Genomic DNA, 23,023 nt, shown 5'->3' on the forward strand with positions numbered 1-23,023 from the left:
CCGCTGCCCGTTCCGCTCCGGACGCGGACGCGGCGCGTCCACCGACCTGCGGTGCGGCGCCGCGCAGCGCGAGCGTGGCGACGGGCGTACCGCACCTCGGCGCGAGCGTGGCGGGGATGCCGCGGCCCGCCGTGCTGCCCGGCGGCGGGACACATCGTCGGCCGCCTTTGGAGCTGACATCACCAACGACTCACCGACCCCCTCCCCAGCCCTCGCCACGCATCCGCCGACACCCCGCCGAGGGCTGGTGAGTCGTTGACGGCATCAGCTCCAAAGGAAGCCGGACACCCTTGCCGGCCCGGCTTGGCGCCGCGGCACCCAGGGCGGACGTGGCCGGCTAGGGGCTGACGACATCAGGTCCAGAGGCAGCGAGACACCCGCCGGCCCGGCGTGACGGAGGCACCCAGGCCGCAGGCGGCCAGCCGAACCGGCCGACGGCGGTGCGACGGCGACAGCCCGAAGGAGCACGGGGACGGCAGCGAGGCGGGGCCCGGACGCTCAGCCGGTGATGGTGGCGGAGCCGAGGACGATGTCGCCGGCCGGGTCGGGGCGGTAGGCCACGATCGCCTGGCCGGCGGCGACACCGCGGACCGGGCGGCGCAGCTCGGCGTGCAGCCCGTCGGCGCTCAGGGACACCGTGGCGGGCACCACGTCGCCGTGCGCCCGCAGCTGCACCTCACACTCGATCGGGCCGGCGGGCGGCTCGCCGCCCGTCCACACCGGGCGGGTGGCCCCCACCTGGGAGACCTCCAGCGCCTCGGCCGGGCCGACCGTCACCGTGTTGGTCTTCGGGGTGATGGAGAGCACGTAGCGCGGGCGGCCGTCCGGGGCGGGCCGGTCCAGGTGCAGGCCGCGCCGCTGCCCCACGGTGTACTGGTAGGCGCCGGTGTGGCTGCCGATCACCGCGCCGCTGAGCGCGTCGACCACGTCGCCGGGAGCCTCGCCGAGCCGCTGGGCGAGGAAGCCGCGGGTGTCGCCGTCGGCGATGAAGCAGATGTCGTGCGAGTCGGGCTTATCGGCCACCGCGAGGCCGCGCCGGGCGGCCTCCGCGCGCACCTCGGCCTTGGTGGAGTCGCCGAGCGGGAAGATCGACCGGTCGAGCTGCGCGCGGGTCAGCACCGCGAGGACGTACGACTGGTCCTTGGCCAGGTCGACGCTGCGGCGCAGCAGGCCGTCGGGGCCCAGCCGGGCGTGGTGGCCGGTCACCACCGCGTCGAAGCCGAGGGCCACCGCGCGGTCCAGCACCGCGGCGAACTTGATCTTCTCGTTGCAGCGCAGGCACGGGTTCGGGGTACGGCCGGAGGCGTACTCGGCGACGAAGTCGTCCACCACGTCCGCGTGGAACCGGTCGGCCATGTCCCAGACGTAGAACGGGATGCCGAGCACGTCGGCGGCACGGCGGGCGTCCCGGGAGTCCTCCAGCGTGCAGCAGCCGCGGGCGCCAGTGCGGTAGGTCTGCGGGTTGCGGGCCAGCGCCAGGTGCACGCCGGTCACGTCGTGCCCGGCCGCCACCGCACGCGCCGCCGCCACAGCGGAGTCCACTCCGCCCGACATCGCCGCCAGAACCCTCACCGGCTCACTCCCCTCTTCCTCACCGAGCGTATCCGGGTCAGCGGGGGGTGCGGAGGGCGGCCGCGCGGCGGGCCCGCTCGACGGCCGCCGGCAGCGCGGCGATGAGGGCGTCCACGTCCGCCCTGGTGCTGGTGTGGCCGAGGGTGAAGCGCAGCGACGAGCGGGCGCGGTCGTCGTCGGCGCCCATGGCCAGCAGCACGTGGGAGGGCTGGGCCACCCCGGCGGAGCAGGCCGAGCCGGTCGAGCAGGCGATCCCCTGGGCGTCGAGGAGCAGCAGCAGGGCGTCCCCCTCGCAGCCGGGGAACGAGAAGTGCGCGTTGCCGGGGAGCCGGTCGACCGGGTCGCCGTTGAAGATCACCTCGGGCACCGCCTGCCGGACCCGCTCGACCAGCTCGTCGCGGAGCGCGGCGACCCGGGCCGCGTATTCCTGCTGGCCCTTCACGGCGGCCTCGACGGCGACCGCGAAGGCCACGATGCCGGCGGTGTCGAGGGTGCCGGAGCGGACGTCCCGCTCCTGGCCGCCGCCGTGCAGCAGCGGGGTGGCGGCGACGTCCCGGGCCAGCAGCAGCGCGCCGACCCCCGCCGGGCCGCCGAGCTTGTGCCCGGTGACGGTCAGCGCGGAGACGCCGCTGGCGGCGAAGTCGACCGGCACCTGGCCGACCGCCTGGATCGCGTCGGTGTGGAACGGCACGCCGTGCCGGGCGGCGACCGCCGCCAGCTCCGCCACCGGCTGCACGGTGCCCACCTCGTTGTTGGCCCACATCGCGGTGACCAGGGCCACCCGGTCGCCGTGCGCGGCCAGTTCGGCGCGGAGTCGCTCGGGGTCGAGCCGGCCGGCGGCGTCAACCGGCAGCCAGCCCACCTCGGCGCCCTCGTGACCGGCCAGCCAGTCGACCGCGTCCAGCACCGCGTGGTGCTCGACGGCGCTGGAGACGACCCGGGTCCGCTCGGCGCGGGCGGCGCGGCGAGCCCAGAAGAGACCCTTCACCGCGAGGTTGTCGCTCTCCGTCCCGCCCCCGGTGAAGATGACCTCGGAGGGGCGGGCGCCGAGCACGGCGGCCACCCGCTCGCGGGACTCCTCCACTCGCCGCCGGGCACGCCGGCCCGCCGCGTGCAGCGACGACGCGTTGCCCACCTCGCGGGCCGTGGCGACGTACGCCTCGAGTGCCTCGTCGAGCATCGGGGTCGTCGCCGCGTGATCCAGGTATGCCATCACCGTTCAGCCTAACGGCCGGCGAGCGGCCCGCCGTCCGCCGGATCGCCGCTCGTGAGCCGGGTGGGGGCCGGCGCGAATCGTCCATCGATTCCTGGGTACTCGGAGGCCCGGCCGATCGATCCCGGGGAGCCCTCGCGATCCCCGGCCCGGTACGCTCGGGGTGGGCTCGCGCCCCCTTGAACGGGCTGATCGGCGGGCCGGCTCAGCTCCCCGGCCCGCCGATCAGCTCCCTTCCCACCGCATCGGGAAGGGCGTGACACACATGACGGAGCCGCCGCCCGGATCACCGGACGGCGGCTCTGTCGTAGGTCAGCCGGCCAGGGTCACTTCCGCTTGCGGATCTCCTCGGCGGCCTGCGGGACGACCTTGAACAGGTCACCCACCACGCCGAAGTCGGCCAGCTCGAAGATCGGCGCCTCGGCGTCCTTGTTCACCGCGACGATCGTCTTCGAGGTCTGCATGCCGGCCCGGTGCTGGATCGCGCCGGAGATGCCCAGCGCGACGTAGAGCTGCGGGGAGACGGTTTTGCCGGTCTGGCCGACCTGGAACTGGTGCGGGTAGAAGCCGGAGTCGACCGCCGCGCGGGACGCGCCGACCGCGCCGCCGAGCAGGTCGGCCAGCTCCTCGACCAGCTTGAAGTTGTCGGCGTTGCCGACACCACGACCGCCGGAGACGACGACCGACGCCTCGGTCAGCTCGGGGCGGGAGCCCTTCTGCTCGGCGACCCGCTCGACGACCTTGGCCAGCTTGTCCGCGTCGGCGACGGAGACGGTGAGCTGCTCGACGGCCGGGGTGGCCGCGGCCGGGGTCGGGTTGAGCGAGTTCGGCCGGACGGTGACCAGCGGCAGGCCCTTGGTGACCTTGGACTTGACGATGGTGGAGCCGGCGAAGGCGACCTGGGTCGCGGTGCCGTCGGCGGCGAGCGCGACCACGTCGGTCAGGATGCCGTTGTCCAGCTTGACGGCCAGGCGGGCGGCGATCTCCTTGCCCTCCTGGGAGGAGGCGAGCAGCACGGCGGCCGGCTGCACCCGCTGGACCAGCTCGGCCAGCACGGTGGCCTTCGGGGCCACCAGGTAGCCGTCGATCTCCTCACCCTCGGCGGCGTAGATCTTCTCCGCGCCGTACTCGCCCAGCTTGGCGCTCAGCGCCTCGGCGGCACCGGTGCCACCGAGCACGACCGCGCTCGGCGTGCCGAGCTCGCGGGCGAGGGTGAGCATCTCCAGGGTGACCTTCTTGACGCCGAATTCCCGGGTGGCTTCGACGACGACGAGAACCTCAGACATGTCCAGACCTCTCACACGAACTTCTCGGTGGCGAGGAACTCGACCAGCTTGGAGCCGCCCTCGCCCTCGTCGGTGATCTTGGTGCCGCCGGAGCGCGGCGGGCGCTTGGTGTGCTCGAGCACGGCGCTGGTCGCGCCGTCGAAGCCCACCTCGGCGGGGGCGACCCCGAGGTCACCCAGGGAGAGCGTCTGCACCGGCTTCTTCTTGGCGGCCATGATGCCCTTGAAGGAGGGGTAGCGCGGCTCGTTGATGGTGTCCCAGACGGAGACCACGGCCGGGGTCGAGGCGGTGACCACCTCGTAGCCCTCCTCGGTCTGCCGCTCGACGGTGAGGGTGGAGCCGTCGACGGTGAGCTTGCGCGCGCCGGTCAGGGCGGCCACGCCCAGCCGCTCGGCGATCATGTGCGGCAGCACCTGGACCCGGCCGTCGGTCGACTCGGCACCGCAGATGACCAGGTCCGCGCCCAGCTGACCGAGGGCGGCGGCGAGCACCTTCGAGGTGGTCACGGCGCAGGACCCGTGCAGGGCGTCGTCCACCACGTGCACGGCCTTGTCCGGGCCCATGGAGAGCGCCTTGCGGATCGACTCGGTCGCCCGGTCCGGACCCATGGTGAGGATGGTGACCTCGCCGCCGTGCGCTTCCTTGATCTTCAACGCCTCTTCGATGGCGTACTCGTCCATCTCGTTGATGACGTTGTTCGCCGAGCCGCGGTCGATGGTGTTGTCGTCAGAACGCAGGTTGCGGTCCGCGCCCGAATCGGGCACCTGCTTGACGAGTACGACGATGTTCATCGCGCTTCGACGACCCTCCTGTTTGGTGTAGCGATCACTCGCCCGGTCACGGGCGCAGCCTCCCGCGTGACTTAACGATCGGTCAACCGCGGGCCGCTGTGCAGTTGCCCACGGGGCAATGTTACCCGCAAGTAGCATCACCCTCCCGAGGCCTCAGAGTGACACAGCTCACCGCGGCTCGTCGCGCCCGGTAAGCTCCCGGAAACGGGAGGTGACGGATATGTCGGAAATCAGCGTACGGCCGGACGGCCGAGGCGCGGCGGGCGGCGTCGCCATCTCCCGCCGGGCCTGTCGCCGGATGGTCCCGGACACCTACCGGTGCGCCTGCGGCCGGGTCCGGGACCGCTGCGTCCGGGCCAGCGTCCGGGCGCTCTGGTCGGCCGAGCCGGTCAGGCGGACCCGGCCAGCGCCTGCCTGATCTTGTCGATCACCGCCGCCTCGGCCGGCGTCATCCCGGCCTGGGCCTGCGCCACCCGGTCGGCCGCGGTCAGCACCACCGACCGGTACGTCGCGACGTCCCCCGGCGACTTCGCCCGCAGGATCTCCACCGACCGGCGCAGCGCGGGCAGCACGGCCGCCTCGATCTCCAGCGCGGAGTCCCGCGGCAGCTGCGGCAGCGGGCCGTCGGTCAGCGCCTCCTTGACCACCCCGCCGGCGTCCCCGAACGCGCCGGACGCGGCGAAGCTCTCCCGCACCATGGCCAGCATCCCCGGCTCGGCGTTGGAGACCAGGAAGACGGCCCCGAAAGCCCCCGTCTTGAGGGTCAGCAGCTCGTCCGCCGTCAACGGTTCCATGATCACGGAGTGTAGACGTACGGGGTGGTGGTGGTGACCGCAACGAGCCCGAGCCGCTCCAGGATCGGCCGGCTGTCCGGCGAGCAGTCCACCTGCACCAGCGTCTTGCCGCGCTGCTCGGCCAGCCGCGCCCGGTACGCCACCAGCGCCCGGTAGATGCCCTTCTTGCGCCACTCCGGCAGGGTCGAGCCACCCCAGAGGGTGGCGAAGCCGGTGCCGCGCACGTAGCGCACCCAGCCCGCGCTGACCACCGTGTCGCCCGCCTCGGCCACAACCACCGTGATCGACTGCGGGTCGGCCTCGATCTCCTTCGCCAGCCCGGTCACCAGGTGGCTCCGGTCCTCGTCCCAGACCGCCTCCTCCATCGCGGCGATCCGTTCCAGGTCCTCCCAGGTGGTCACCTCGCGCAGGCGTACCCCCTCGGGCGGGAGCGGGACGGCGGCGGCCAGGGCCGCGACCGGGCCGACCACAACGGTCTCCAGGTCCTCCGGCACAAAGCCGGCGGCGCGCAGCCGGTCACCGAGGTCGGCCGGCTCGTCGTGGCCGTTGAGCTTCCACTCGACCGCCTCGCCCCGGTCGCGGAAGAACCCGACCTGCCGGGCGATCAGCGCGTCCAGCTCGGCGCCGGCCAGCCCGCCCAGGTCCCGGTAGGTGATGAAGCCGCGCTGGTCCAGGCCGAGGATCCGGACCAGCGGGCCGTCCCGGTCGACGGTCACCCCGGCCGGCAATGGGTCCGGGATCTCCGGGCGGATCTGAGTGTCATAGGCGTCGCGCAGGCTCCGCGCGTCAAGATCGGTCATCCTCTCAGGCTATGCACGGGGCAAAGCGGATAATCGGCGATGTGTGGGAGGCGATCAAACGCTGGTTCGATCCACGGGAGCTGCGGTCGGTGGGGACGACGCCCGACTACCGCTTCTCGCTGGCCAACGAGCGGACATTCCTGGCCTGGCTGCGTACCGGGCTGGCGCTGATCGCCGGCGGGCTGGCCGCGGCGCAGTTCCTGCCCCCGCTCCCGCTGGCCCACCTGCGCGAGGTGATCGCCGTCGTGCTGCTGCTGCTCGGCGCCACGGTCGCGGTCCGCGCGGTGGACCACTGGGCGCGGACCGAGCGGGCCATCCGGCTCGGCGAGGAGCTGCCCGCGTCCCGGTTCCCGGCCGTGCTCGCCCTCGTCGTCGCGCTCGGCGCCCTGCTGCTGGTGGTCGTCGTGCTGGCCCGGTGGATCGGGTGACCCGCGACCCGGGACTACAGCCGGAGCGCACCCGGCTCGCCTGGCGACGCACCCTGCTGGCCTTCACCGGGGTCATCGTGCTGGAGGTACGGCTGGCGCTCAGCGGCCGCGTGTTCGACGCGCTGCTGGCCGGCGTCGCGGTGGCCGGTTGGCTGGCCACGCTCCTGGTCGACTGGCGCCGGGCCACCGGCGTCGGACCCCGGCGGGCGGAGCGCTGGTCGTTCCCGCTGACCGCGCTCGCCGCGGTCGGGCTCGCCCTGCTGGGCGTGCTGCACGTACTTCGCGGGCTGCGGTGAACGGCATCGGTGGTCCATGATGTCGGACATGGTTCGCCTGTACGGGCTTCTCTTCCTGGCCGAGGTCGTGCTCGCCATCTGCGCGCTGATCAGCTGTCTCTCCGCTGAGGAGGGTGAGATCCGGGCGCTGCCCCGGATCGCCTGGGTGCTGATCATCCTGTTCTTCCCGCTGGTCGGCTCGATCGCCTGGTTCGTCGCCGGGCGGGAGCCGGGCGGCCAGCGCCCCCGCACCGCCTGGCCGATGGGGAACGGGTTCTCCGAGCAGGATCGCCGCCGGCGGCCGGTCGCGCCGGACGACGACCCGGAGTTCCTGTCCCGGCTGGCTGAGCGGTCCCGTCGGGACGACCAGGAGCTGCTCCGGCGCTGGGAGGAGGACCTGCGTCGGCGCGAGGAGGACCTGCGCCGCCGGGAGGGAGACCGGGACCGGCCGGAGGTCTGAGCGCGGGCCGCGCCCATGTGGCGGCGGGGCAGCGGAAGTACGGGCGCCGCCGCGCACCACCTACCACTCGGCGGGTCGACCTCGCGACGGCGAGGCGGGCACCCGCGACGTCGCCGCGTCCCGGTGCGGCAGCTGGGCGGGGCCCTGGTCCAGGAGCACCGACGCCACCGCCTCCGGCGCGTCCACCTGCACGTAGTGGCCCGCCCCGGGCACCAGGCGCAGCCGCGCGTCCGGGAACGCCCGGACGAATGCCAGCGCCACCCGTGGGTTCAGGTACCGGTCGGCGGCGCCGAACAGGATGTCGACCGGTCGGTCGAAGCGCCGGAGATCCGGTAGCCGCCGGCGGCGGCGCAGCACCGTGCCGAGCAGATCGTCGTTGAGCCGCCAGAACGCGGGCGTCTCGGCCGGGAAGTCGGCCCACAGCCGCGACACGATCGGACCTCGCTGCGCGGGGTCGCGGATGAACCTCCCCACCTGCCAGTGGAAGAGCCGCCGGTGCAGCGCCGGCCGGCGGCGAGCCAGCGCTTGGGCCAGCGGGCCGAGACCGGGCGTCGAGTACAGCGCGATCGCCGGCGGCCGGCGCAGCCCGACCGTGGCGTGGTAGTAGGTGTTCAGCAGTACCAGCCGGGCCACCCGTTCCGGCTGCATCAGGGCTACGTCGATCGCGGGCGGTCCGGAGGCGTCGTGTGCCACCAGCACGACGTCACGCAGCTCCAGATGGTCGAGCACCGCGAGCAGATCCCCGGCCTGGTTGTCAGCCGTGTACGGATATCGGGCCGGCTTGTCCGAGCGACCCCAGCCGAGGAAGTCGAACCGCACCACGCAGCGACCCGGCAACAATGGCACCACCCGGTCGTACAGGTGCAGGTTGTCCGGCAATCCGTGCAGCAGCACGACTGCCGGGCCGCTGCCCGGCCGCACCTCGGCGTGCAGGTGGTACGGCCCCCGGGGCACCCGCACCTCCCGAACCCCGAGGGCACCCGACACATCCCCCATGGCACACCCCTGAGTCCCGACGCTACGGCCTCGGCCGGGCCGGCGTGGCCGGACCCGGACACCGGCGCGCTTCGCCACCCACGCCGCACACCGGGTGCGAGCGCCGGCCGGGCAGAATCGACCTCGTGCGGATCAGCCTGCTCGGCCCCCGGGACCGCTGGGGCATGTCGTTCGGTCTCACCGCCCTGGCGGACCTGTTGGACCGGCGGGGCGAGGCGGCCCGGGCCACCCCGTTCCACGAGGAGGCCCTCGCCTACTTCGAGAGGCTCGGGGTGCGGGACGACGTCCCGGAGATGCGGTTCCGGCTGGCGCACAACCTGTGGCGGCGCGGTGACCACGACCGGGCCCTGGCGGTGCTGGCCCAGGCCGAGCGGGAGGCGGACCTCAGCGGTTCCGACGAGACCCGGGCGGCGGTGGCGCACGGCCGGACGGAGATCCTGCGCGCCCAGGGCGACTGGGCCGGGGCGCGGGCCTGCCTCGGGGAGAGCATCCGCCTGCTCGGCGAGCGCACCGTCGCGCCGCAGTGGCGGGCGCTGCACGCCAGCAACCTGGCCCTGCTCGACGCCGTCGACGGCGACCTCGTGAGCGCCCGCACCCACCACGACCAGGCCCTGAAGCTGGCCGTCGGTTCGCAGGACGCCCCGATCGTCGGGGCGGTGCTGGTCGGCTTCGCCGACCTGGCGTTGCGACTGGGCCGCCCGGCCGCCGCCGGCCGGCTGCTGGGCGCGGCGAGCGGCGTGCGGGGCGGCCCGGACCGGGCGATCCTGGACCGCCCCCGGCTGGAGGCCGCGGCCCGCGCCGCGCTCGGCGAGGCGGGCTTCGCCGAGGCGTAAGCGGACGGGCTGGGCCATCGGTTGGAGACCGCCGCCGAGGCGGTCACCGTCACACTCGACGCCTGAGTGCGCGCACCGCGAGCGGGGCGAACACGGCGAGCAGCACGGCGGCCCAGATCAGCGACCTGGTGACCGGGCCGAGGACCGGGCCGGAGACCAGCAGGCCGCGCAGCGCGTCGGCCAGGATGGTGGCCGGGTTGATCTCGACCCACCGCTGCAGCCAGGACGGCATCTTGTCGGTCGGCACGAACGCGTTGCTGGTGAAGGTGAGCGGGAAGATCACCATGAAGCCGAAGATCTGCACCTTGTCCGGCTCGCTGACCAGCACCCCGACCAGCACCGAGATCCACGAGGCGGCCAGGGAGAAGACCAGCAGCAGGGCGAACGCGGCCAGCAGCCCGGCGAACCCGTTGCCCACCCGGAACCCGAGGATCATCCCGACCCCGAGCAGCAGCGCCACCGACCACGCCTGCTTGACCGTGTCGGCGACGATCCGGCCGGCCAGCGGCGCCCAGCGGGCCACCGGCAGCGACCGGAGCCGGTCGAAGACCCCCTTGGTGAGGTCATTGTTGAGCCCGAAGCCGGTGGTCATGGTGGCGAAGAACGCGTTCTGCACGATGATGCCGGGCAGCGCGAACTTCAGGTAGTCGCTCGGGGAGCCGGCGATCGCCGTGCCGAAGACGTACGTGAAGAGCAGCACGAACATCACCGGCTGGATGCTCAGGTCGAGCAGTTCCATCGGGTTGTGCTTGATCTGCACCAGGCTCCGCCAGGCCAGGGTGAAGGTGTGCCGCAGCCCGGCGGCGAGGCTCGGCCGGCGGGCCGGGGCGAGCGGGGCGGCGAGGGTGGCGGTGGTCATGCCGGAATCCTTTCCAGGTCGGCGTCGGCGGGGGCGTCCTGCTCGGCCCGGTGACCGGTCAGGGAGAGGAAGACCTCGTCCAGGCTGGCGCCGCGCAGGGCCAGTTCGGCCACCGCGACCTCGGCGGCGTCGAGCCGGCGGACCACGGCCGGCAGCACGCCCGGGTCGTTCACCGGCACCGAGACGCTGGTCTGGGCGACCTCGGGAGCGGCCCCGGTCACCTCCCGGGTAATGGCCAGCACGGTGGGCAGGTCGGCGGGGTCGACCGGCCGGACGGCGAGCACCTGGCCGCCGGTGCGGGCCTTCAGCTCCTCGGGCGTGCCCTGGGCGATGACCCGGCCGTGGTCGACCACGGCGATCTCGCCGGCGAGCTGGTCCGCCTCCTCCAGGTACTGGGTGGTGAGCAGCACGGTCACCCCGTCGGCGACCAGGTTGCGGACGATGTCCCACAGCTCGTTGCGGCTGCGCGGGTCGAGGCCGGTGGTCGGCTCGTCGAGGAAGAGCACCTGCGGCCGGCCGACGAGGCTGGCGGCCAGGTCGAGGCGGCGGCGCATGCCGCCGGAGTAGGTCTTGGCGGCCCGTTCGGCGGCGTCGGTGAGCTGGAAGTCGGCGAGCAGCTGCCGGGCGCGGGAGCGGGCGTCAGCCCGGGACATCCCGAGCAGCCGGCCGATGAGCAGCAGGTTCTCGGTGCCGGTCAGGTTCTCGTCGACCGAGGCGTACTGGCCCGTGAGGCCGATCAGCTGGCGCACCCGGTGGGCGTCGCGGTGGACGTCGTAGCCGCCGACGGTGGCGTGTCCCTCGTCGGCGGCGAGCAGCGTGGCCAGCACCCGGACGGCGGTGGTCTTGCCGGCCCCGTTCGGCCCGAGCAGCCCGAAGACCGTCCCGGTCGGGACCGCCAGGTCCACCCCGGCCAGGGCGGTGGTCGCGCCGAAGCGGCGGACCAGCCCCTCCGCGCGGATCGCGTATGTCATCGGAACTCCCGTCGTTCTCGCTGGTCACCCCACCTTGAGCGACGGCGCTGACGTTACGGCGACAACCGCTGACAAACCGCTGATTTACCTGCGGCCGGAAACGACGCGACCGCCGCCGCCGGTCATCCGGCGACGGCGGTCCCAGGCTGCTCGTCAGGCCAGGTTCGACGACCGGGGGTACGCGTCGGCCGGGTCGGTCAGCACGTTGACCAGGTACGGCACGCCGGCGTCGAAGGCGCGGCCAAGGGCCGGGCCGAGGTCGGCGGCCTTCTCCACCGTCTCGCCCGCGCCGCCGAGCGCCTCGACCACCTTGTCGTAGCGCAGCCCCGGCTGGAGGTCGGCGGCCACGTCGTAGCCGTACATGGCGCGCATCGGGTGCTTCTCCAGGCCCCAGATGCCGTTGTTGCCGACCACGATGACCACCGGGAGCTGCTGCCGCACCAGGGACTCGACGTCCATCAGCGAGAAGCCGGCGGCGCCGTCGCCCATCAGCACGCAGATCTGCCGGTCGGGGTGGCTGACCCGGGCCCCCATCGCGTAGCCCATGCCGGTGCCGAGGCAGCCGTAGGGGCCGGGGTCGAGCCAGGTGCCGGGCTGCGCCGGCTCCAGGTATCTGCCGGCGTACGAGACGAAGTCGCCGCCGTCGCCGATGGTGATCGCGTCGGCGGCGAGCACCTTGCGCAGCTCGCCGTAGACCCGCGCCGGCCGGATCGGGTCGGTCTCGGCGGCCATCTCCTCGGCGTCGCGGGCCTTCGCGGCGTCCTCGGCGGTGCGCAGCTGGGCGATCCAGTCGGCGTGGTCGGCCCGGGCCCCCGGGTGCTCGGCGAACGCGGTGAGGATCAGGCACAGGTCGCCGGCGGGGCCGGCGGCCGGCTGGACGTGCCCGGCGCGCTGGCTGGGCGCGTCGACGACGTGCACCACCTGCGCGTCGCCGAAGTCACCGAAGGCGAGCCGGAAGTCGAGCGGGGTGCCGACCACGACGACCAGGTCGGCGCCCTTGAGGGCGACCCGGCGGGCCTTGGCGAAGGCGAGCGGGTGCTCCGGCGGGAGGGCGCCGCGGCCCATGCCGTTGGTGAAGACCGGCACCTGGAGGGACTCGGCGGCGGCGCGCAGGGCGTCGATCGCGTCGCCGGCGTACACGTCGGAGCCGGCGATGATCACCGGCCGGGCGGCGGCGGCGATCAGGCCGGCGGCCTTGGCGACCTCGTCCGGGTCGGGCTCGATCGGGGCGGGCGGGGCGACCGCCGGCAGGTCGGCGTCGCCGACGGAGAAGACCGCCTCGAGCGGGAAGTCGAGGAAGGCCGGGCCGCGGTGCGGGGTGAGCGCGGCGGTGAGGGCGGCGGTGACGGCGCGCGGGATGTCGTCGGCGCTGAACACCGTCTCGGCGTGCTTGGTGACCGGGGCGACCAGCGGCAGGTGGTCCATCTCCTGGAGGCTGCCGGAGCCCCAGCGGAACTGCGGGGCCCGCCCGCCGAGCACCAGGACCGGCGAGGCGTTGAAGAAGGCGCTGGTCAGGCCGGAGACGCCGTTGGTGACGCCGGGGCCGGCGGTGAGCACGGCCAGGCCGGGGCGGCGCTGGAGTTTCGCCACCGCTTCGGCGGCGAAGACGGCGGACTGCTCGTGCCGGACGTCGTAGAGCGGGAAGCCGGCCTTGTGCGCGGCGTCGTAGAGCGGGAAGACGTGCCCGCCGGAGAGGGTGAACATCTCCCGTACGCCGTGCGCGCGCAGCGCGGCCAGCGCCAGTTCCCCGCCGTGCCCCTCGACCCGTTCCGTCATCGCCACTTCCCTTCGTCCACGACCGGAGTCACACGCTACTGGTCGGTAGGCGGGATGTGAACCGATCTCGGGCCGGCGGCGGGGGCGCCGCCGCCGGCCCGGGGACGCGGATCAGCGGCCGGTGAAGTCGGGCTTGCGCTTCCCGACGAACGCGGCCATGCCCTCGCGCCGGTCGTCGGTGGCGAACAGCGCCGCGAAGAGCTGACTCTCCCAGGCGAGGCCGGAGTTCAGGTCCATGTCCAGCCCGCCGTCGACGGCCAGCTTCGCCGCCCGCAGCGCCTGCACCGGGCCGGTCAGGAACGGCGTCACCAACGCCACCGCGGCGTCGTAGACCTCGGCGGCCGGGACGACTCGGTCGGCCAGGCCGATCCGCAGCGCCTCCTGCGCGTCGACCATCCGGCCCGACATGATCAGGTCCTTGGCGCGAGCCGGGCCGACCAGGCGGGCCAGCCGCTGGGTGCCGCCGGCGCCCGGGATGATGCCGAGCTTGATCTCCGGCTGGCCGAGCTTGGCGTCCTCGGCCACGATCCGCCAGTCGCAGGCCAGGGCCAGCTCGCAGCCGCCGCCCAGGGCGTACCCGGTGATCGCGGCGACCACCGGCTTCGGGATGCGGGCGATGGCGCCCAGCGCGCTGGAGAGGTCGGCGGCCCGGTCGGCCATGTCCACGTAGGACATGTCGGCCATCTCCTTGATGTCCGCGCCGGCGGCGAAGACCTTCTCCCCGCCGTACACGATGACCGCGCGGACCTCGGCGTCGGCGGTGGCCGCGGCCGCGGCGGCGCGCAGCTCCTCCTGCACCTGGGTGTTGAGCGCGTTCATCGGCGGCCGCTCCAGCCGGATGGTGCCGATGCCGTCCTTCACTTCCAGCCTGACGAACTCGCCCACGCTGCCCTCACTTCCTCGTCGAAGTCGCGTGCCAACCTTACGACCCGGGTCGTTGGGTAAGTAGTCTGGTGTACGGCCCGCTACCGGGAGTCAAGCCATGATCACCTACTACGACGACAGGTCGGTGCAGGTCACCTCCGCCGCGCTGCGCGTGGAGGGGCGGACGTACCCGCTGGCCGAGCTGGGCATGGTGTGGCACCGGCGGGGCGGCCGATCCTGGCGGGTGCTCGCCGGGCGGGGCGCGATCGGCGCCGCTCTGGCCGGGCCGCTGGTGGCCGCCGCGCTCGGCATCGCGCTGGCCCTCTGGCTGCACCGCTCCCCCGTGGTCACCCTGGCCATCGTCGGGGCGTCCGTGCTGGTCGGTCTCGGCATCGGGCCGCTCGCCGACGTCCTCTTCGAGCACCTGGACCGGTCGTACGCCCGGGGCAGCCGGGAGCTGGAGATGTGGGCGCGCTGGCGCGGCCAGCCGGTGCGGCTGCTGCACACCGGCGACGCGCTGCGCTTCGGCCAGATCTACCGGGCGGTGCAGCGGGCGATGGAGGGCCAGCCTCAGAACTCGATCGGCACGTCCGGCACCATCGCCAGGCCGCGCAGCAGGCCGTAGAGGTCCTGCTCGCCCCAGAACTGGACGATCCGCCCGCCGGCCAGCCGGTACATCTTGCAGGCGCTCTGCACCGCCGTGGCCCCGGTCGCGTCCCGCCGGTAGGTCAGCGCGAGCGACACCACCACCCGGTCCTCGGCCGCGAAGATCTCCTGGATCTCCTGGTCGATGACGGTGAGCCCGGGAGAGGCGACGGCACCCTCCACGTAGCGGCGGCCCCGCACCGCCGCGCCGGACCCGTAGATCCGCACGTCCTCGGCGACCACCTCGGCCAGTTCGGCCAGGTCCTTGGTGACGAAGGTCCGCAGGTACCGCCGGACCACCTCGACGTTGCGCTCCTGCTCGGTCACGGCCACCTCGGCTCCGATCCGGTCCGCCATGCCGGGGACGCTACCGCCGCGGCGCCGTCCCCGCCGGCCCGGTCCCGCCGCCTCGCCGGCGGTCCGCAGTGGACCACAGGTGGTTAAGCTGAGTGATGGCCCTCTATTACCGGGACGACGCGATACAGGTCACCTCCGAGGCCATCCACGCCGGCGGGCACGTCGTCGCCCTCGCCGACGTCACGTACGTCTGGCACGCACGCGGCGCGACCACCCTGGCCGTCCGGGGTCGGGTCCTCGGCCGGGGCGTGCTGGTCCTGCTCCTCTCGCTGCCGCCGCTGGTCGCCCTGGTCTGTGTGCTCTCGCTGGCCTGGGCCGCGCAGGACCGGGGCGACTGGAAGCTGGCCCTGATCATCCTGGCCGCCTTCGTGATCGTCGGGCTGGCCCTGACCCCGTTCCTCGAACTGCCGCTGGGCTGGCTGGACCGCTCCTACGAACGCGGCAGCCGGGTGCACGAGCTGTGGGTGCAGCACCACGGCCGGGAGGTGATGCTGCTGCGTACCCCCGACGCCCTCCGGTTCGGGCAGATCTACCGGGCCGTGCAGCGCGCGATCGAGCAGCAGGCAGAGCGTCGGCCATGACGTCGGACGCACCAGCCCGGCGCCGTCCGGCGGTCCTGGCCCGGGCGACGCACACTGGGGGACATGGCGATTCCCCTCCCCCGGCCCGGCGCCGTCGTCGGCCTCACCCGCTCCGCCCTGGACCAGGCGCTCGGCTCGGCCGCCGCGTTCGCCGCCGTGCCGGCCCGCGCCTTCGCGGTGCTCGACGAGGTGGAGGCGCTGCTGCGCCGGATCAACGGGGTGGTCGACCGGATCGAGGGCACCCTCGACCGGACCGACCGGGTGCTCACCGACGCCGAGGCGGCGGTCCGCGAGGTGGCCGTGATCAGCGCCGCCGCCACCGAGGCGGTCGAGACGGCCACCGAGGTCGCCGCGGCCGCCGCCGTGGTGGTGGGCGAGGCCGAGCGGGTCTCCGCGGCCGCCGGGGTGGTGGTCGGCGAGGCCGAGGCGGTCGCCGCGCGGGCCGCCGGCACCCTGGTCGTCGCCGAGCAGGCGGCCGGCACCGCGACCGAGCTGCTGGCGGCGTACGAGCCGGCGCTGCGCCGGGCCGCGCCGATGGCGACCCGGTTCGTCGAGCAGCTCAGCCCCGAGGAGGTGACCGCCGCGATCCGGCTGGTCGACGAGCTGCCCAAGCTCAAGGAGCACCTGACCGCGGACGTGCTGCCGATCCTGGCCACCCTGGACCGGGTCGGCCCCGATTTGCACGACCTGCTCGCCGTCACCCGGGACCTCAAGCTGGCCGTGGCCGGCATCCCCGGCCTCGGCATGCTCCGTCGTCGCGGCGAGCGCCTCGCCGACGAGCCGGCCGACTGACCCGGCTCAGCAGTCGCAGACCACGGCCGAGCGCGGCGCGGTCAGCTCGTCCACCCGGCGGCGCACCGTCCCCTCCGGGGTGACCACCGGCAGCCCCTCGCGGGCCCAGTACTCGAAGCCGCCGAGCATCTCCTTCACCGGCCAGCCCAGCCGGGCGAACTCCAGCGCGGCCCGGGTCGCCCCGTTGCAGCCCGGCCCCCAGCAGTACGTCACCACCGTCGACCCGGCCGGCACCACGTCGGCGGCCCGGGCGGCGATCTCGGCGGTGGGCAGGTGCACGGCGCCCGGCAGGTGCCCCTGTCGCCAGGCCGCGTCGCCCCGGGAGTCGACCACGACCAGCCCCGGCGTCGCCGCCTCCAGCGCGGCGTGCACGTCGCTGACGTCGGTCTCGAAGCTGAGTCGGGCGTGGAAGTGGGCGGCGGCGGTCGCCGGGTCCGCCGGCGGTACGGAGAACGTCATGCCCCGATCCTGCGGGCCGGTCGGTCGACCGAGGGAGTGGCGTGATCGCCCGCCTTCGCTAACATTCCGCCATGGCTCCCGTCGACCGGACCGTGGCGGTGCTCGCGTACCCGGGGATGTCGGTGTTCGAGACCGGCATCGTGACCGAGGTGTTCGGGCTGCCCCGGCCCGAGCTGGAGGTCGACTGGTACCGGCTCACCGTCTGCGCGGAACGGCCCGGGCCGGTGCCGGTGGTCGGCGGCGCCACCCTGCACACCCCGTACGGCCTGGAGACGCTGGCCGGGGCCGGCACGGTGATCCTGCCCGGGGTGCCCGACGTGACCGCCGACCCGTCGCCGGAACTGGTGGCCGCGCTGCGCCGGGCGCACCGCCGGGGCGCGCGGCTGATGTCGATCTGCTCCGGCGCGTTCGCGCTGGCCGGGGCGGGCCTGCTCGACGGCCGGCGGGCCACCACCCACTGGCGGTACGCGGACCTGCTGGCCCGCCGCCACCCGGCGGTCACCGTCGACCCGGACGTGCTCTACCTCGACGACGGGGACCTGCTGACCAGCGCCGGCAGCGCCGCCGGCCTGGACCTCTGCGTGCACGTGGTCCGCCGCGACTTCGGCGCGGCGGTCGCCAACGCGGTCGCCCGCCGGCTGGTGATCCCGCCGCACCGCGACGGCGGGCAGGCGCAGTTCATCGAGGCGGCGGTGAGCGTCGACCCGGACGACGACCGGATCGCCGAAAGCATGGCCTGGGCGGTGCGGCACCTGGCCGAGCCGCTGACCGTGGCGGCGCTCGCCCGGCAGGCCCACATGTCGACCCGCAGCTACCTGCGGCACTTCGCCCGGGCCACCGGGGCCAGCCCGATCCGCTGGCTGATCGACCAGCGGGTCCGGGCCAGCCTGCCGCTGTTGGAGACGACCGACGCGCCGGTGGCGGAGATCGCCGCGGCGGTGGGCTTCGACAGCCCGGTCACCCACCGGCACCACTTCGGTCGGGCGATGCGGACCTCGCCGTCGGCGTACCGGCGGGCGTTCCGGGCCGGCGCGGCCTGAGCGGTCAGGCCGGCGGGGCGTACAGCTGGTCGATCTCGGCCCGGTGCGGCAGCGCCACCGAGGCGCCGAGACGGCGTACGCAGGCCGCCCCGGCCGCCGCCGCCCAGTGCACCGCGTCGAGCAGCTCGCGCCCCTCGCCCCAGGCCACCGCCAGGGCGGCGGTGAAGGCGTCCCCGGCCGCGGTGGTGTCGACCACGTCGACCTTCACCGCCGGGACGTGCACCGCCGCGCCGTCCCGGTCGACGTACCAGGCGCCGTCGCCGCCGAGGGTGAGCACCGCCCGGGGCACCAGCTCCAGCAGCCCGGCCGGCTCGTCCCGCCCCCGCCCGGTCAGCGCCCGCGCCTCCCGCTCGTTGACCACCAGCAGGTCCACGGCGGCGAGCAGCTCCGCCGGCACCGGCCGGGCGGGCGCCGCGTTGAGCACCACCCGGGTGCCGGCTGCGCGGGCCGCGACCGCCGCCTCGGTCACCGTCTCGACCGGCACCTCGAGCTGCGCGACCAGCACGTCCGCCTCGCGTACGGCGTGCAGCTCGCCCTCGGTGAGGCCGGTGAACGTGCCGTTGGCCCCCGGGGTCACCAGGATGCCGTGCTCCCCCGCCGCGCCCACCATGACCAGGGCGACGCCGGAGGGACCGTAGACCACGCGGAGCTGGCCGGTGTCGACGCCGGCCGCGGTGATCCGGGCCTTGAGGGTGACCCCGAAGGCGTCCGAGCCGAGCGCGCCGAGGAAGACGCAGGACGCGCCCGCGCGGACCGCCGCGATGGCCTGGTTGGCGCCCTTGCCGCCGGGCAGCATGACGAAGTCGCTGCCGAGCACGGTCTCCCCGGGGCGGGGCAGCGCGGCGGCGGTGCCGACCAGGTCCATGTTGGCGCTGCCCACCACGGCCACCCGGGTCTGCTGCACGCTTGACCTCCCGTCGGTCAGGCGGCCCGGGCGGTCCAGCGTTCGCCGGCGCGCTCGACGACCAGGGGCAGGCCGAAGGTCTTCGACAGGTTGTCGGCGGTGAGCGTGTCGGCGAGCAGGCCCTGGGCGACAACGCCGCCCTCGCGGAGCAGCAGCGCGTGGGTGAAGCCGGGCGGGATCTCCTCGACGTGGTGGGTGACCAGCACCAGGGCCGGGGCGTCCGGGTCGTACGCCAGCTCGGCCAGCCGGGCGACCAGGTCCTCGCGCCCGCCCAGGTCGAGCCCGGCGGCGGGCTCGTCGAGGAGCAGCAGCTCGGGGTCGGTCATCAGGGCCCGGGCGATCTGCACCCGCTTGCGCTCCCCCTCCGACAGCGTGCCGTAGGCCCGCTCGGCGAGGTGGCCGATGCCGAGCTGGCCGAGCAACGCGCGGGCGCGGGCCTCGTCGGTGCGGTCGTAGCTCTCCCGCCAGCGGCCCACCACCGACCAGGCGGCGGTGACCACGACGTCGGCGACCCGCTCGTCGGCGGGGATCCGCTCGGCCAGCGTGGCGGTGGAGAGACCGATCCGCGTGCGCAGCTCGTTGACGTCGGTGCGGCCGATCCGCTCGCCCAGGACGTGCGCGAAACCGGTCGTCGGGTGGAGCCGGCCGGCGGCGAGGTTGAGCAGGGTGGTCTTGCCGGCGCCGTTCGGGCCGAGCACGACCCAGCGCTCGTCCAGCTCGACCCGCCAGTCGACGTCGTGCACCAGGGCGGTGCCGGAGCGCTTGACGCCGACCCCGTCGAGGCTGACCACCAGATCCGCGTCCACGGGCGAGCGGGCGGGGGCGCCGGCGGCGCCGGGGATCAGGTCACCAGTCACCGGTCCATCCAACCACGCAGCCCGCGTGCTGCCCCCCACGGGCGGCGTCGCCACCATAGGGTGGGTCACCGTGTCGTTGGTCACGCACCCGGAGGACGGTTCATGCCCGATCGCTGGCAGGAGGCGCGCGGATGAGCGCCGTGATTGAGATCGCGGGTCTCCGCAAGGCGTTCCACACCGCCCGCCAGGGGCGCCGGATCGCCGTCGACGGCTTCGACCTGCTGGTCGAGGCGGGGCAGATCCACGGTTTCCTCGGGCCCAACGGCTCGGGCAAGACGACCACCCTGCGCGCCCTGCTCGGGTTGGTGCGGGCCGACGAGGGGCGGATGAGCGTGCTCGGAGCCAGCTCGCCCGAGCGGCTGGCCGACGTCACGGGCCGGGTCGGCGCGATCGTGGAGAGCCCGCAGTTCTTCGGCAACTTCACCGCCCGCAAGACGCTGCGGCTGCTGGCCCTGGCCGGGGGCGTGCCCACCGACCGGGTCGACCAGGTGCTGGAGCAGGTCGGCCTGCGGGACCGGGGCGACGAGCGGGTCAAGGGCTACTCGCTGGGCATGAAGCAGCGGCTGGCGGTGGCGTCGGCGCTGCTGAAGAACCCGGAGCTGCTGATCCTGGACGAGCCGGCGAACGGCCTGGACCCGGCGGGCATCCGGGAGATGCGGGACCTGATGCGGTCCCTCGCCGCGGCCGGGGTGACCGTGCTGATCTCCAGCCACATCCTGGCCGAGATCCAGTTGATCTGCGACCACGTGACGATCGTCAGCCGGGGCCGGCGGGTGGCCCACGGCCGGGTGGACGAGGTGCTGGCCGGCTTCGACCAGCACGAGTGGCGGATCCGGGTGGCCGAGCCGGAGCGCGCCGGCGAACTGCTGGGTCGGCTCGGCGTCTCCGTCACCGCCCACCCCGACCACCTGGTGGTGGCCGGGGTCGACGACCCGGAGCTGATCAGCCGCACCCTCGGCGAGCAGGGCCTCTGGGTGCGCGAGCTGGTGCCGCTGCGGCCGGACCTGGAGAGCGTCTTCCTGGAGCTGACCGGCGACAGCCGGCACCTGGACGTGCCGCGCCAGGTGGACGGGGCGGTACATCCGCCGGGCGCCCCCGGTGACGCGGTGATCGATCTCGACGTGCGCGAGTCCCGGGGGGTGGACGCGTGAACCTGGTCCGTGCCGAGCTGGAACGGCTCGCCGCCCGCCGTTTCGTGCAGCTGATGGTGGTGCTGCTGCTCGCCGCCTTCGCGGTGACCGTGGCGACCACGCTGGCCGGGTCGCACCGGCCCACGCCCGGGGAGCTGGGCCGGGCCCAGGCCCAGGCGGCCGAGGAGGTGCGCAACCTGGAGGCGGCGCACGACCGCTGCCTGCGGATCAAGGCGGGCGCGGTCACCCCGGACGAGAACGACTACGTCCCCCGGGACTGCGCCGAGGTGGATCCGGCCCTGATGGAGGAGCTGCCCAGCGCGGCGACCTACCTGAACGGCGTGTTCGTCTTCGCCCATGAGGCACTGCCGCTGCTCTACTTCCTCGTCGCGTTCCTGATGCTCTTCGGCTTCCTGGTCGGCGCCTCCTACATCGGCGCCGACCTGAACTCGGGCGGCGTGGTCAACCTGCTGCTGTGGCGGCCGCGCCGCCGGGCGGTGCTCGGCACCAAGCTGGGCACGCTGCTCGGCGCGCTGCTGGCGCTCTCCGCGGCCGCGTCGGCGGCGTACCTGGCGGTGTTCTGGCTGATCGGGCAGGCGTCGGGGCTGACCGGGCGGGTGGACTGGGCCGCGCTCGGCGGCACGTACGGGCGGGGCCTGGTGCTGGTGCTGCTCGCCGCGGCGCTCGGCTTCGCCCTGGCCACGCTGGGCCGGCACACCTCGGCGGCGCTCGGCACGGTCGCCGCGTACCTGGTGGTGTGGGAGCTGGGGGCGCGGCTGGTGTTCGACATCCTGCAGGTGGCCCGACCGGAGCGGTTCATGCTCTCCAGCTACCTGGCGGCCTGGCTCACCGGCGAGGTCCGGTTCTGGGACGGCTACGCCTGCAACGGAGCGACCACGGGCTTCTGCGACGGTTTCTACCGGATCGGCTGGGCTCCCGGGCTGGTGTTGCTGCTGGCGCTGACCGGCGCGCTGGTCATCGCCGCGTTCACCGCGTTCCGCCGCCGCGACCTGATCTGAGGGGGCCGGTGCGGCCTCCGCGGGTCCGGGGGCCGCACCGTCAACTCCTTGCAGAGATCCCCGAGCTCGTGAAGAATTCCTTCACATGGTGGCGGGGGTGACGATCGGGGTGCGGTCAGCCGACCGTGGAGCCGAACACCTCGTCGCGCACCGCGTCCAGCGCGGTCCGCAGCGCGCCGCGCAGGATCGGCTCCTCGGTGAGCCCGGTGGGGACCACCCGCGGCCGGACCAGCGTGATCTCGGCGACCTCGTGCTGCACCCGCTCGGCCAGCGCCGTTCCGCCGGCCTGCCCCACCTCGCCGGCGAGCACCACCAGCGGCGGGTCGAGGACCACGCAGGTGCTGGCCACCCCGAGGGCCAGCCGACGGGCCAACTCGTCCAGCAGCGGGCCGCCGGCCGGGCCGGCGGCGACCGCGGCCCGCACCGCGTCGGCGGCGCCGGCCGCGGCGAAGCCGTGCTCGGCGGCCACCGCGCGTACCGCGTCGGCCCCCGCGAGCTGCTGGAACGCCGGCTTGGCCCGCTTCGAGACGTCCCGCGGGATCGGCACGCCGGGCACCGGCAGGTAGCCGATCTCGCCCGCCGCGCCGCTGCTGCCATGGTGCAGCCGGCCGCCGAGCATGATCGCCAGACCGACGCCCGCGTCCACCCAGACGAGCACGAAGTCCGCCGTGCCCTGCCCGGCGCCGGACTGCGCCTCGGCGACCGCGGCCAGGTTGACGTCGTTCTCGAAGACCACCGGGATGCGCAGGTCCTCGCGGAGCGCGGCGAGCAGGCCGCTGTGCCAGCGCGGCAGGTTGAACGCGAAGGTGATGTCCCCGGTGCCGGGGTCCACCAGGCCGGGGGTGCCCAGCACGACCCGGCGCACGCTGGCCAGGTCCGCGCCCGCGCTGCTGGCCGCCTGGACCACGGCGTTGTGCACCACGCCCACCGGGTCGTCGGTGTCCTTCGTGGACTGCTCGACCCGGCCGACCACCGCGCCGGTGATGTCGGCGCAGGCCGCCACCACCCGCTCCGCGCCGACGTCCACCCCGACCACGTACGCGCTGCCCGGGCGGACGGCGTAGAGCTGGGCGTTCGGGCCCCGCCCGCCGGCCTGCTCGCCGACCCGGGTGACCAGGCCGCGCTCCTCCAGCCGCTCGACCAGCTGGGACGCGGTGACCTTGGAGAGCCCGGTCAGCTCGCCGAGCCGGGCCCGGGTGAGCGGCCCACGCTCGAGGAGCAGCTCCAGCGCCGCGCGGTCGTTCAGCGCCCGCAACAGGCGGGGGGTGCCGGGCAGCCGGGTCGCACTCATGCCACGTCCTCTATTTTCAGTAAAGTTTGC

The 23,023-nt window shown here is 74.4% G+C and carries 26 protein-coding genes; 10 read left to right on the forward strand and 16 right to left on the reverse strand.

Features of this window, described 5'->3' with window-relative positions:
• Positions 1-498: 498 nt before the first annotated feature.
• The 6 genes from mnmA to Q2K19_RS04340 form a co-directional block, all read right to left on the reverse strand.
• Complete coding sequence (mnmA, locus tag Q2K19_RS04315) at positions 499-1,572, reverse strand: tRNA 2-thiouridine(34) synthase MnmA (protein ID WP_302767875.1); 1,074 nt, start codon at positions 1,570-1,572, stop codon at positions 499-501.
• Between the two features lie 37 nt (positions 1,573-1,609).
• Entirely contained in the window at positions 1,610-2,785 is a 1,176-nt protein-coding gene (locus Q2K19_RS04320; RefSeq protein WP_302767876.1) for a cysteine desulfurase family protein, read from the reverse strand.
• A 326-nt stretch (positions 2,786-3,111) separates the two neighbouring features.
• On the reverse strand, positions 3,112-4,071 hold the full coding sequence (locus Q2K19_RS04325; RefSeq protein ID WP_302767877.1) for an electron transfer flavoprotein subunit alpha/FixB family protein: 960 nt from the start codon (positions 4,069-4,071) through the stop codon (positions 3,112-3,114).
• Positions 4,072-4,082: 11 nt separating this feature from the next.
• On the reverse strand, positions 4,083-4,862 hold the full coding sequence (locus tag Q2K19_RS04330) for an electron transfer flavoprotein subunit beta/FixA family protein (protein ID WP_302767878.1): 780 nt from the start codon (positions 4,860-4,862) through the stop codon (positions 4,083-4,085).
• 389 nt (positions 4,863-5,251) lie between these two features.
• A complete protein-coding gene (locus Q2K19_RS04335) occupies positions 5,252-5,656 on the reverse strand; it encodes a hypothetical protein (RefSeq protein ID WP_302767879.1) in 405 nt (134 codons plus the stop codon).
• Between the two features lie 2 nt (positions 5,657-5,658).
• Positions 5,659-6,456, reverse strand: a complete 798-nt coding sequence (locus tag Q2K19_RS04340) for a GNAT family N-acetyltransferase (protein ID WP_302767880.1) — start codon at positions 6,454-6,456, stop codon at positions 5,659-5,661.
• A 41-nt stretch (positions 6,457-6,497) separates the two neighbouring features.
• On the opposite strand from Q2K19_RS04340, the gene Q2K19_RS04345 reads away from it, so the two are divergent.
• Genes Q2K19_RS04345 through Q2K19_RS04355 form a run of 3 tightly spaced genes read left to right on the forward strand, consistent with a single transcriptional unit; the run spans position 6,498 to position 7,619 of the window.
• Positions 6,498-6,884 carry a YidH family protein gene (locus Q2K19_RS04345; RefSeq protein ID WP_302767881.1) on the forward strand — a complete coding sequence of 129 codons (387 nt, stop codon included), beginning with the start codon at positions 6,498-6,500 and terminating at the stop codon, positions 6,882-6,884.
• Positions 6,881-7,180 (forward strand): DUF202 domain-containing protein, encoded by a 300-nt coding sequence (locus Q2K19_RS04350; RefSeq protein WP_302767882.1) that lies wholly within the window; start codon positions 6,881-6,883, stop codon positions 7,178-7,180. The genes Q2K19_RS04345 and Q2K19_RS04350 overlap by 4 nt, the downstream gene beginning before the upstream one ends.
• Positions 7,181-7,208: 28 nt before the next feature.
• Positions 7,209-7,619 (forward strand): PLD nuclease N-terminal domain-containing protein, encoded by a 411-nt coding sequence (locus Q2K19_RS04355; protein ID WP_302767883.1) that lies wholly within the window; start codon positions 7,209-7,211, stop codon positions 7,617-7,619.
• 60 nt (positions 7,620-7,679) lie between these two features.
• Here Q2K19_RS04355 and Q2K19_RS04360 read toward each other — a convergent pair whose 3' ends face one another.
• On the reverse strand, positions 7,680-8,579 hold the full coding sequence (locus Q2K19_RS04360; protein WP_302767884.1) for an alpha/beta fold hydrolase: 900 nt from the start codon (positions 8,577-8,579) through the stop codon (positions 7,680-7,682).
• Between the two features lie 161 nt (positions 8,580-8,740).
• On the opposite strand from Q2K19_RS04360, the gene Q2K19_RS04365 reads away from it, so the two are divergent.
• Positions 8,741-9,448: a tetratricopeptide repeat protein gene (locus tag Q2K19_RS04365; RefSeq protein ID WP_302767885.1), complete on the forward strand. Its 708-nt coding sequence runs from the start codon at positions 8,741-8,743 to the stop codon at positions 9,446-9,448.
• Between the two features lie 49 nt (positions 9,449-9,497).
• Here Q2K19_RS04365 and Q2K19_RS04370 read toward each other — a convergent pair whose 3' ends face one another.
• From Q2K19_RS04370 to Q2K19_RS04385, 4 genes are all read right to left on the reverse strand, one after another.
• Positions 9,498-10,307, reverse strand: coding sequence for an ABC transporter permease (locus Q2K19_RS04370; RefSeq protein WP_302767886.1), 810 nt, complete (start codon positions 10,305-10,307; stop codon positions 9,498-9,500).
• A complete protein-coding gene (locus Q2K19_RS04375) occupies positions 10,304-11,278 on the reverse strand; it encodes an ATP-binding cassette domain-containing protein (protein ID WP_302767887.1) in 975 nt (324 codons plus the stop codon). Before Q2K19_RS04375 ends, Q2K19_RS04370 begins: the two co-directional genes overlap by 4 nt.
• Positions 11,279-11,431: 153 nt before the next feature.
• Positions 11,432-13,054 carry an acetolactate synthase gene (locus tag Q2K19_RS04380; protein ID WP_302767888.1) on the reverse strand — a complete coding sequence of 541 codons (1,623 nt, stop codon included), beginning with the start codon at positions 13,052-13,054 and terminating at the stop codon, positions 11,432-11,434.
• A gap of 111 nt (positions 13,055-13,165) precedes the next feature.
• On the reverse strand, positions 13,166-13,939 hold the full coding sequence (locus Q2K19_RS04385) for an enoyl-CoA hydratase-related protein (protein WP_302767889.1): 774 nt from the start codon (positions 13,937-13,939) through the stop codon (positions 13,166-13,168).
• A gap of 97 nt (positions 13,940-14,036) precedes the next feature.
• On the opposite strand from Q2K19_RS04385, the gene Q2K19_RS04390 reads away from it, so the two are divergent.
• The gene (locus tag Q2K19_RS04390; protein ID WP_302767890.1) at positions 14,037-14,543 is read left to right on the forward strand and encodes a DUF6232 family protein; all 507 of its coding nucleotides are present in this window, start codon (positions 14,037-14,039) and stop codon (positions 14,541-14,543) included.
• Here the strand turns inward: Q2K19_RS04390 and Q2K19_RS04395 are convergent.
• The gene (locus Q2K19_RS04395) at positions 14,489-14,920 is read right to left on the reverse strand and encodes a nuclear transport factor 2 family protein (RefSeq protein WP_302767891.1); all 432 of its coding nucleotides are present in this window, start codon (positions 14,918-14,920) and stop codon (positions 14,489-14,491) included. The genes Q2K19_RS04390 and Q2K19_RS04395 overlap by 55 nt on opposite strands.
• A gap of 95 nt (positions 14,921-15,015) precedes the next feature.
• Here Q2K19_RS04395 and Q2K19_RS04400 point away from each other — a divergent pair, with 95 nt between their 5' ends.
• Together Q2K19_RS04400 and Q2K19_RS04405 are read left to right on the forward strand one after the other, a co-directional pair.
• Positions 15,016-15,501, forward strand: coding sequence for a DUF6232 family protein (locus Q2K19_RS04400; protein ID WP_302767892.1), 486 nt, complete (start codon positions 15,016-15,018; stop codon positions 15,499-15,501).
• 63 nt (positions 15,502-15,564) lie between these two features.
• Positions 15,565-16,293, forward strand: a complete 729-nt coding sequence (locus Q2K19_RS04405) for a hypothetical protein (RefSeq protein WP_302767893.1) — start codon at positions 15,565-15,567, stop codon at positions 16,291-16,293.
• A gap of 6 nt (positions 16,294-16,299) precedes the next feature.
• Here the strand turns inward: Q2K19_RS04405 and Q2K19_RS04410 are convergent, their stop codons facing one another.
• Positions 16,300-16,752: a rhodanese-like domain-containing protein gene (locus Q2K19_RS04410; protein WP_302767894.1), complete on the reverse strand. Its 453-nt coding sequence runs from the start codon at positions 16,750-16,752 to the stop codon at positions 16,300-16,302.
• 71 nt (positions 16,753-16,823) lie between these two features.
• On the opposite strand from Q2K19_RS04410, the gene ftrA reads away from it, so the two are divergent.
• Positions 16,824-17,792, forward strand: coding sequence for a transcriptional regulator FtrA (gene ftrA, locus Q2K19_RS04415; RefSeq protein WP_302767895.1), 969 nt, complete (start codon positions 16,824-16,826; stop codon positions 17,790-17,792).
• Between the two features lie 4 nt (positions 17,793-17,796).
• On the opposite strand, the gene Q2K19_RS04420 is transcribed toward ftrA, so the two are convergent.
• Together Q2K19_RS04420 and Q2K19_RS04425 are read right to left on the reverse strand one after the other, a co-directional pair.
• Positions 17,797-18,696: a ribokinase gene (locus Q2K19_RS04420; RefSeq protein ID WP_302767896.1), complete on the reverse strand. Its 900-nt coding sequence runs from the start codon at positions 18,694-18,696 to the stop codon at positions 17,797-17,799.
• A 17-nt stretch (positions 18,697-18,713) separates the two neighbouring features.
• The gene (locus Q2K19_RS04425; RefSeq protein WP_302772272.1) at positions 18,714-19,610 is read right to left on the reverse strand and encodes an ABC transporter ATP-binding protein; all 897 of its coding nucleotides are present in this window, start codon (positions 19,608-19,610) and stop codon (positions 18,714-18,716) included.
• A gap of 74 nt (positions 19,611-19,684) precedes the next feature.
• Between Q2K19_RS04425 and Q2K19_RS04430 the strand changes: the two genes are divergently transcribed.
• On the forward strand, positions 19,685-20,704 hold the full coding sequence (locus Q2K19_RS04430; protein ID WP_302767897.1) for an ATP-binding cassette domain-containing protein: 1,020 nt from the start codon (positions 19,685-19,687) through the stop codon (positions 20,702-20,704).
• Positions 20,701-21,702, forward strand: coding sequence for an ABC transporter permease subunit (locus Q2K19_RS04435; RefSeq protein ID WP_302767898.1), 1,002 nt, complete (start codon positions 20,701-20,703; stop codon positions 21,700-21,702). Before Q2K19_RS04430 ends, Q2K19_RS04435 begins: the two co-directional genes overlap by 4 nt.
• A 115-nt stretch (positions 21,703-21,817) precedes the next feature.
• Here the strand turns inward: Q2K19_RS04435 and Q2K19_RS04440 are convergent, their stop codons facing one another.
• Positions 21,818-22,993 (reverse strand): ROK family transcriptional regulator, encoded by a 1,176-nt coding sequence (locus Q2K19_RS04440; RefSeq protein ID WP_302767899.1) that lies wholly within the window; start codon positions 22,991-22,993, stop codon positions 21,818-21,820.
• Positions 22,994-23,023: the final 30 nt, after the last annotated feature.

Origin of the sequence: Micromonospora sp. NBRC 110009, assembly GCF_030518795.1 — a bacterium.
In the GTDB taxonomy this organism is placed as follows: Bacteria; Actinomycetota; Actinomycetes; order Mycobacteriales; family Micromonosporaceae; genus Micromonospora.

Bases quoted from the DNA above. Each gene is read 5' to 3' on its own strand.
- Q2K19_RS04335 (WP_302767879.1), bottom strand. From the start codon at position 5,656: ATGGAACCGTTGACGGCGGACGAGCTGCTGACCCTCAAGACGGGGGCT.
- Q2K19_RS04325 (WP_302767877.1), bottom strand. From the start codon at position 4,071: ATGTCTGAGGTTCTCGTCGTCGTCGAAGCCACCCGGGAATTCGGCGTC.
- Q2K19_RS04370 (WP_302767886.1), bottom strand. From the start codon at position 10,307: ATGACCACCGCCACCCTCGCCGCCCCGCTCGCCCCGGCCCGCCGGCCG.
- Q2K19_RS04320 (WP_302767876.1), bottom strand. From the start codon at position 2,785: ATGGCATACCTGGATCACGCGGCGACGACCCCGATGCTCGACGAGGCA.
- Q2K19_RS04390 (WP_302767890.1), top strand. From the start codon at position 14,037: ATGATCACCTACTACGACGACAGGTCGGTGCAGGTCACCTCCGCCGCG.
- ftrA (WP_302767895.1), top strand. From the start codon at position 16,824: ATGGCTCCCGTCGACCGGACCGTGGCGGTGCTCGCGTACCCGGGGATG.
- Q2K19_RS04380 (WP_302767888.1), bottom strand. From the start codon at position 13,054: ATGACGGAACGGGTCGAGGGGCACGGCGGGGAACTGGCGCTGGCCGCG.
- Q2K19_RS04430 (WP_302767897.1), top strand. From the start codon at position 19,685: ATGAGCGCCGTGATTGAGATCGCGGGTCTCCGCAAGGCGTTCCACACC.
- Q2K19_RS04395 (WP_302767891.1), bottom strand. From the start codon at position 14,920: ATGGCGGACCGGATCGGAGCCGAGGTGGCCGTGACCGAGCAGGAGCGC.
- Q2K19_RS04405 (WP_302767893.1), top strand. From the start codon at position 15,565: ATGGCGATTCCCCTCCCCCGGCCCGGCGCCGTCGTCGGCCTCACCCGC.
- Q2K19_RS04400 (WP_302767892.1), top strand. From the start codon at position 15,016: ATGGCCCTCTATTACCGGGACGACGCGATACAGGTCACCTCCGAGGCC.
- Q2K19_RS04425 (WP_302772272.1), bottom strand. From the start codon at position 19,610: ATGGTGGCGACGCCGCCCGTGGGGGGCAGCACGCGGGCTGCGTGGTTG.
- Q2K19_RS04355 (WP_302767883.1), top strand. From the start codon at position 7,209: ATGGTTCGCCTGTACGGGCTTCTCTTCCTGGCCGAGGTCGTGCTCGCC.
- Q2K19_RS04330 (WP_302767878.1), bottom strand. From the start codon at position 4,862: ATGAACATCGTCGTACTCGTCAAGCAGGTGCCCGATTCGGGCGCGGAC.
- Q2K19_RS04440 (WP_302767899.1), bottom strand. From the start codon at position 22,993: ATGAGTGCGACCCGGCTGCCCGGCACCCCCCGCCTGTTGCGGGCGCTG.
- Q2K19_RS04340 (WP_302767880.1), bottom strand. From the start codon at position 6,456: ATGACCGATCTTGACGCGCGGAGCCTGCGCGACGCCTATGACACTCAG.
- Q2K19_RS04375 (WP_302767887.1), bottom strand. From the start codon at position 11,278: ATGACATACGCGATCCGCGCGGAGGGGCTGGTCCGCCGCTTCGGCGCG.
- Q2K19_RS04410 (WP_302767894.1), bottom strand. From the start codon at position 16,752: ATGACGTTCTCCGTACCGCCGGCGGACCCGGCGACCGCCGCCGCCCAC.